The organism is Planomonospora alba (assembly GCF_039534085.1).
Lineage (GTDB): Bacteria > Actinomycetota > Actinomycetes > Streptosporangiales > Streptosporangiaceae > Planomonospora_B > Planomonospora_B alba.
Map to the genome: position 1 here is coordinate 1 of NZ_BAAAUT010000116.1, position 7,069 is coordinate 7,069.

Sequence of the window (7,069 nt, forward strand, 5' to 3'; positions counted from 1 at the left end):
GCCGCCTGGAGGTGACCGGGGGCCGGTACGGGGGGCGCCCGGGCCCGGGGTCAGCCGCGGCCCTCACCCGGGGCCGCGGGCAGCGCGGCGGGCGCGGTGGCGGGCAGCTCGCCCGTGACGGCCGGTGCCCCCGGCGCGGGCGGCCTGTCGGTGGCCCGCCTGCGGGGGCCGTTCACCCGGTCGACCGACACGCTCATGGCGTCGGCCCGCTCGCCGTCCGCCTCGGCGCCGTCGGGCCCGTAGGAGGCGGTGATCCTGCGCAGGGCGCCGAGCATGGCGGCGCTCACCAGCACGGCGAGCAGGTACCGCGTCAGCGCGGTGACGACGTCCAGGTCCCGCAGCACGAAGGCGTGCCACAGCGCGGGCCCGGCCAGGACCAGCGCGAGCAGCAGCGTCGGCAGACTAGTCACCTGCATTGGCCGCCGCCGCCCTCCGGGCCTTGATCTGGGCGTTCATCACGTACCTGCGGATGATCTGCGCCTGCGCCTCCGGCGGGTCGTAGATGACGACCGCGACGACGGCGTTCCGCTCGGACGGCGAGACGGTGAGCACGCTGCCCTGCACCGCCACGAGGTTGTCGTCCAGCACCATTTTGATCATCACCTCCTGCTCGGGGGCGAGCCCGTCCGCGAGCCCCTCGCAGCGGGCGCCGCGCTCGGAGATGTCGACGAACCGGCCGTGGAACACCTCTCTGCCGGTGGCGGCGTCCAGCAGCCGGACCGGCTCGCCGCCCGCCACCCGGACGGCGCTGCGGCGGCTGAAGTAGTCCACGGTGCCCTCGGCCTCGACGGTCCAGAGGCTGAGCCGGTCGTGGACCGAGGTGGTGAAGACGGCGGGCGCGGTGTAGAGGCCGCGGGGGCCGGTCCACCGCACGTACACCTCCTCGCCGGGCGCGGGCACGTCGATGTCCCCGACACCGCGCGGCGCCGCCACCGTGAGGGTGAGCCCCTCGGCGTCCTCCACCCGCGTCGGATAGACCCTGCCGTCCTGCAGGGCGATCTCCACCAGCGCGTTGATGGCGGGCAAACTGACTGATGTCACGACTGCTTCTCCTCCAGTCGCTCGCACAGCAGCGCGGTCCAGGCCTGCGGGGTGCTGGGCCGGTCTGCCAGGTAGGAAACGGGGATGTCCAGGGAGAGGACGCTCGCCGGGTCGCCCGTGGCGGCCACGGCGCTGACCGCGATGGCGTCCACCTTGCCGAGCGAGCGCAGGTGGCGCGCGGTGTCGGCGGTCTTGCGGGTGGCGTCGACGACGGCCCACACGGCGGTCGCGCCGAGGGCGTCGGCGACCGCGCCGGCCCACTCGCCGTTGTCGTCCTCCGGGGCGGAGGCGATGACGACCACGTACGGCACGTCGTCCCGGTGGATCTTCCGGGCCTTGCGGAGGGCGGCCCGGGGGCCGTTCAGCAGCCGCGTGTTGTGGATGCCGGTGCCGGCGGTGGACCGGGCCGCCAGCAGGATCTGCGCGGGGCCCACGTTCATGGCGCGGGCGGCCTGCTCGGCGACGCGCAGCGCCGCGTGCGTCTCGCCCGCGATGACGAGCACGTCACCGGGGCGGGTGGGCAGCGCGGGCGCCTCGGGCAGGGTGTCCAGGGCGCGCCTGACCGCGGTGTACATGTCGGAGGCGGTGGCCTGCCGGGCCATGCGCTCGGGCAGCCCGAGCTCCACCAGCGCCCGCTGGTACGGCCGCTCCGGCTCGACGACCGGCGGCTGGAAGGGACGCGTGCCCGTGCCGGGCCGCTCGGGCGCGGACGGCCGGTAGGCCCGGGCCGGCAGGGTGCCGCTCCCGCCGCCCGCCGGGACGAGGCCGGTGCCGCGCTGCAGCGAGGCGAGCATGTCGGCGAAGGCCATGCTCTCCGTGCCCGTCTCGACGACGAAGTCGTCCGCGGACGGGGCGGGGGCGGCGGCCGCGGGGACGCGGGCCTGCGCCGCGGCGGGCACCGGGGTGTGGAACCGGGAGGCCTGCGCGGGGACGGCCGGCTCCGCGGCGGGACCTGCGGGGAGGCCGGCGGCGGGCGCCGCTGCGGGGTGCTGCGGGGCGGGCGCGGGGGCCGGGGCGGGGCCGGAGCCGAGGGGGGCGCGGGAGCCGGGCAGGCTCAGCCTCCGCTCCTGGGCCTCGGCCTGGGCCAGCAGCGCCGTCATCGGGTCGGCGTCCGCCGGGGCCGCGACCGGGGCGGCAGCCGGGGCCGGGACCGGGGCGGCCGGGCGCTCGGCCGGGTCGTTCACCTCGACCGTCAGCTCGTAGCGCTGGCGGGCGAAGAACCCGGCGATGCCTCCGGTGCGGACGCGGTCGGCCGACACGATGGAGACCTCAGGCCCGTGCTCGTCGCGGACCTGCGCCAGCAGCTTCTCGATGTCGGGTCCCTCAAGCAGCAAGCGCTTCGGCATCGGTCACGACTCCCAGGGTTTCCACGCGGAACGGAGCTTCCGCGATCTCGGCATAGGACAGGAGGGGCAGGCGGGGAACGGCCAGCTTCAGCAGCCGCCGCAGCGGCATCCGCAGCTGGGGCGAGCACACCAGCACCGGGCTGATGCCCTGCTGCTCGGCGGCCTCGGCGAGCTGGGCGGCGCGGCCGATCACGGCCTCCGCCCGGGCGGTGTCGAGGACCAGCTGCACGCCGTGCTCGGTGGGGCGCAGCGACTCCAGCAGCGCGTGCTCCAGCCGCGGATCGAGCGTCAGCACCGGCAGGCCGTCGCCGCCGGGGGCGAGGTGCCGCGCGGCGATGGCCGGGCCCAGGGCGGAACGGGCGGCCTCGACCAGGGCGTCGGGAGCGGTGGTGGTCTTGCCCGCCAGGGACAGCGCCTCGAAGATGCGGACCAGGTCGCGGATGGACACGCTCTCGTCGAGCAGGGCCTGCAGGACCGTCTGGATCTGCCCCAGGCTCAGCAGCGCCGGGGTGAGCTCCTCCACCACGACCGGGTGGGTGCGCCGTACGGCCTCGACCAGCGCGCGGACGTCCTCGCGGCCCAGCAGGCGGCTGGCGTTGGCGCGCACCGTCTCCGACAGGTGGGTGATGATGACGGAGGCGCGGTCGACCACGGTGGCGCCGGTGAGCTCCGCCTGGTGGCGCAGCTCGGCGGGGACCCACTTGCCCTCCAGGCCGAACACCGGCTCCTGGCCGACCCGGCCGGGCAGGGTGTCCAGCCCGTCGCCGATGGCCAGCACGGTGCCGGGCGGGGCCTGGCCGCGGGCGACCTCCACACCGTTGACGCGGATCACGTAGGTGGACAGCGGCAGGTCGAGGTCGTCGCGGGTGTGCACCGGCGGCATGATGACGCCGGTCTCCAGGGCGATCTTGCGGCGGAGCGCGCGGACCCGGTCGAGCAGGTCGCCGCCGGCGGCGTCGACCAGGTCGATGAGGTCGGGGGCCAGCGCCAGCTCCAGCGGGTCCACCCGGATCTCGCCCATCAGCGACTCCGGCGAGTCGGGCGCCGGGCCGGCCAGCGCCGCCGGGGTCTCCTCGGCGTCCTCGGCCGGGGCCGCGGCGGGCAGCCGCTGGGCGACCAGCAGGAGGCCGCCGCCGATGAGGAAGAACGGCACCTTCGGCAGGCCGGGGATCAGCGCCATGGCCAGGGCGGCGCCGCCGCCGATCTGCAGGGCCTTCTTCTGCGCGCCGATCTGGCTGACCACCGTGCTGCCCATGTCGCCCTCGCCGCTGGCGCGGGCGACCATCAGGCCGGTGGCGACCGACAGCAGCAGTGCGGGGATCTGGGAGACCAGGCCGTCGCCGATGCTCAGCAGGCTGTAGGTCTCGATCGCCTCGGTGAACGGCATGCCCTTCTGGACGATGCCCACCGCGAAGCCGCCGATGAGGTTGATGAAGGTGATGATGATGGCGGCGATCGCGTCGCCCTTGACGAACTTCGAGCCGCCGTCCATCGAGCCGTAGAAGTCGGCTTCGGCGGTGACCTCCTGGCGGCGCTTGCGCGCCTCGGCCTCGTCGATGAGGCCGGCGTTGAGGTCGGCGTCGATCGCCATCTGCTTGCCGGGCATGGCGTCGAGGGTGAAGCGCGCGCCGACCTCGGCGACGCGCTCGGCGCCCTTGGTGATGACGATGAACTGGATGATGATCAGGATGACGAAGATCACCAGGCCGACGATGAGGGAGCCGCCGACGACGAAGTGGCCGAACGCCTCGATCACGTTGCCGGCGAACCCGTCGAGCAGCACCAGCCGCGTCGCGCTGATGTTCAGCGCCAGCCGGAACAGGGTGAGCACCAGCAGCAGCGAGGGGAAGGAGGAGAACTCCAGCGGCCGCTTGACGTTCATGCTCACCACGACCACGACCAGCGCGATGGTGATGTTCGCGACGATGAGCAGGTCGAGCAGCATCGTCGGCATCGGGACGACCATCATCACGACGATCAGGACGACGCCGATCGGCACGGCCATCTGGCTGATGCCCCTGGGCAATGCGGTGCCCCCTCCGCTGCTCGTGGAACGCTTCGCCGGTCTGCTCCGTGACCCTGCCTGCCGTCCTGGCGAACCCTCCTATCGGCGGCGGCCGTACGCCCTTGAGGATTTCCCCGGCCCGCCGCGGCCGGATCCGGGCACGCCCGAAGGGCCGCGGCGCCGGTGGGCGCGCCGCGGCTCGGGCGTGGCGCCGGGGGATCGGCGCGGGGTCAGGCGACGGCCAGGCCGCCCCCGGGCTCGGCGGAACGGCCGGCGCCGGCCAGGTCGGCGGCGAGCCGGTCCACGATGCGCTCGGCCGCGCGGCCGTCCCCGAAGGGGTTGACCGCGTACGCCATGCGCTCGTAGGCGGCGCGGTCGTCGAGCAGGCGGTCCGCGGCGGCGACGATCTCCGCAGGGTCGGTGCCGACCAGCAGGGCGACGCCGGCCTCCACGGCCTCGGGGCGCTCGGTGGTGGTGCGCAGCACCAGCACCGGCTTGCCCAGCGTCGGCGCCTCCTCCTGCACCCCGCCGGAGTCGGTGAGCACCAGGTCGCAGGCGTCCAGCGTGGCGGCGAAGTCGAAGTAGTCCAGCGGCTCGACCAGCGTGACGTGCGGACGGCCCTCCAGGACCGGCAGCAGCGCGTCCCGGACGGCGGGGCTCTTGTGCAGCGGCAGCACGATCTCCACGTCGGGCCGCCCGGCCAGGCTGCCGAGCGCCTCGGCGATGCCGTGCATGGTCTCGCCCTGGTTCTCCCGGCGGTGCAGGGTCACCAGGACCCGCCGGCGGGAGGTGGTGAACGCCGAGCGGCCCTCGCCGCGCCCCAGCACCCAGAGCAGGTTGTCGATCACGGTGTTGCCGGTGACCGCGATGTCGCCGGCCGGGACGCCCTCGGCGCGCAGGTTCGCCGCCGCACCCTCGGTGGGCGCGAAGTGCCAGCGCACCATGGGCGCCACCAGGCGGCGGTTGAGCTCCTCGGGGAAGGGGTTGCCGATCACGCCGGTGCGCAGCCCCGCCTCCACGTGCGCGACGGGCACGCCCTCGTAGAAGGCGGCCAGCGCGCCGGTCATCGCCGTCGTCGTGTCGCCCTGGACGACCACCACGTCGGGACGGTCCTCGCGCACCGCCTCGCCCAGCCCGCTGATCAGGCGGGCGGTCAGTCCCGACAGCATCTGCCGGTCGCGCATGACCGCCAGGTCGCGGCCGCTGGGCATGTCCAGGCGCTGCAGCATCTGGTCGAGCATCTCGCGGTGCTGCCCCGTGGAGATCACCACGGGGTCGAACAGGGGGGAGGCGCTCATCGCGCGCAGGACCGGGGCGAGCTTGATCGCCTCCGGCCGGGTCCCCAGCACGAGGGCCGCGCGGATGCGGTCCCGTCGCTGGGGGAGGTGGATCGCGGGCATCGCCGGGACACTCCTGCCTTCGGGAACGGGCCGGGACGCCGTGGACGCGATGGTGCCGCACGCGGCTGGTCCCGCGGCGGTCCCGTGTCCTCCCGATCGGCCGCGGACCAGCGGGGTTTATGGGATCGCCCGCCTCCGCGCCCCGCCGCACGACCCGGGCCGGCGGAGTCCTCAGGTCCGCCCGCCGCCGTGCCGATAAGGGGGCGCCACGTGTCTGCGCGGCGGCACGTGTACCGATGCCAGGCGGCGAGAGGAACCTGTACATGGGACAGCTCATCGCGACCCTGCTCTTCACACTGTCCGCGATGCTGGCCTCCGCCGTGGCGGGCACCGGCTGGCGCAGGCGGCGCTCGGCCCCCGCGGTCGGCGCGGTGTCGGTCATCGCGGCGAGCACCGCGGCCTGGTCTCTCACCGCCGTGGCCGGATACCTGGCGGACGACCCCTCGGTGGCGACGCTGACGGCGGGCGTGTCCCTCGCCGGGATCTCCGTCACGACCGCCGGGTTCCTGTGCCTGGCGCTGGCCGTGGCCGACCGCTTCTGGCGCCTGTCGCGCCGTACCGCGCTGCTGCTGGCGGCCGAGCCCCTGCTCCTGGTCGCCGCGCTGCTGACCAACCCCTGGCACGGGCTGGTCATCTCCTCCATCGCACCGCGCGACTCGGACTGGCTGCTGATCGACTTCGGCCCGCTGTTCTGGGCGCACGGCCTCTACAGTTACGTGCTGCTGGTGGCCGCGGGGATGCTGCTGATCCGCCCCTGGCTGTCCGGTCCCCGCTCCCAGCACCGCCTGTACGGGTTCGTCCTGGTCAGCCTGCTGCCCTCGTTCCTGGGCGGCGGCGCCACGCTGCTCGGGTACAGCGGGGCGGTCGACGCGGCCCCGCTCCTGGCGCTGGCCCCCCTGGGGTTCGGCGCCACCGCGTTCCTGCACTACTGGGCGCTGACGCGGCTGTCGCTGTTCGAGCTGGTACCGGTGACGCGCACCCGCCTCTTCGACATGATCGGCGACATGGTCATGACGATCGACGGCACCGGCCGCGTCCTCGACCTCAACCCGGCGGCCGAACGGCTGGCGCGGCGGCTGACCCCGGACCTGCCCGGCCGGCCGGTCGGGCTGCCGCTCGCGGACGTGTTCGGCGTGTCGCTCGGGGGCTGCCTGGCGGACGGGGTGGAGACCGACAAGACCGTGACCGACGTGCACGGGCGCGCCATCGACCTCAACATCCACGTCAGCGCGCTGCGCGACAGCCGCCAGACCACCATCGGCTGGGCCTTCGTCGCC

At 74.7% G+C, this 7,069-nt stretch carries 6 protein-coding genes; 1 reads left to right on the top strand and 5 read right to left on the bottom strand.

Features of this window, described 5'->3' with window-relative positions:
• Nucleotides 1-50: 50 nt before the first annotated feature.
• The 5 genes from ABD823_RS33895 to wecB form a co-directional block, all read right to left on the bottom strand.
• On the bottom strand, nt 51-416 hold the full coding sequence (locus ABD823_RS33895) for a hypothetical protein (protein WP_344866961.1): 366 nt from the start codon (nt 414-416) through the stop codon (nt 51-53).
• The gene (locus tag ABD823_RS33900; RefSeq protein ID WP_344866963.1) at nt 403-1,041 is read right to left on the bottom strand and encodes a PilZ domain-containing protein; all 639 of its coding nucleotides are present in this window, start codon (nt 1,039-1,041) and stop codon (nt 403-405) included. Before ABD823_RS33900 ends, ABD823_RS33895 begins: the two co-directional genes overlap by 14 nt.
• Nucleotides 1,038-2,387, bottom strand: a complete 1,350-nt coding sequence (locus ABD823_RS33905) for a hypothetical protein (RefSeq protein ID WP_344866965.1) — start codon at nt 2,385-2,387, stop codon at nt 1,038-1,040. Before ABD823_RS33905 ends, ABD823_RS33900 begins: the two co-directional genes overlap by 4 nt.
• On the bottom strand, nt 2,365-4,413 hold the full coding sequence (flhA, locus tag ABD823_RS33910) for a flagellar biosynthesis protein FlhA (RefSeq protein WP_344866967.1): 2,049 nt from the start codon (nt 4,411-4,413) through the stop codon (nt 2,365-2,367). Before flhA ends, ABD823_RS33905 begins: the two co-directional genes overlap by 23 nt.
• A 209-nt stretch (nt 4,414-4,622) precedes the next feature.
• A complete protein-coding gene (gene wecB, locus ABD823_RS33915) occupies nt 4,623-5,792 on the bottom strand; it encodes a non-hydrolyzing UDP-N-acetylglucosamine 2-epimerase (protein ID WP_344866969.1) in 1,170 nt (389 codons plus the stop codon).
• Nucleotides 5,793-6,055: 263 nt separating this feature from the next.
• On the opposite strand from wecB, the gene ABD823_RS33920 reads away from it, so the two are divergent.
• Nucleotides 6,056-7,069, top strand: a 1,014-nt coding sequence (locus ABD823_RS33920) for a histidine kinase N-terminal 7TM domain-containing protein (protein WP_344866971.1), incomplete at its 3' end; no start/stop codon positions are given.

What these genes read in the sequence shown, in the direction of transcription:
- ABD823_RS33905 (WP_344866965.1), bottom strand. Translation starts at nt 2,387, where the DNA reads ATGCCGAAGCGCTTGCTGCTTGAGGGACCCGACATCGAGAAGCTGCTG.
- wecB (WP_344866969.1), bottom strand. Translation starts at nt 5,792, where the DNA reads ATGCCCGCGATCCACCTCCCCCAGCGACGGGACCGCATCCGCGCGGCC.
- ABD823_RS33895 (WP_344866961.1), bottom strand. Translation starts at nt 416, where the DNA reads ATGCAGGTGACTAGTCTGCCGACGCTGCTGCTCGCGCTGGTCCTGGCC.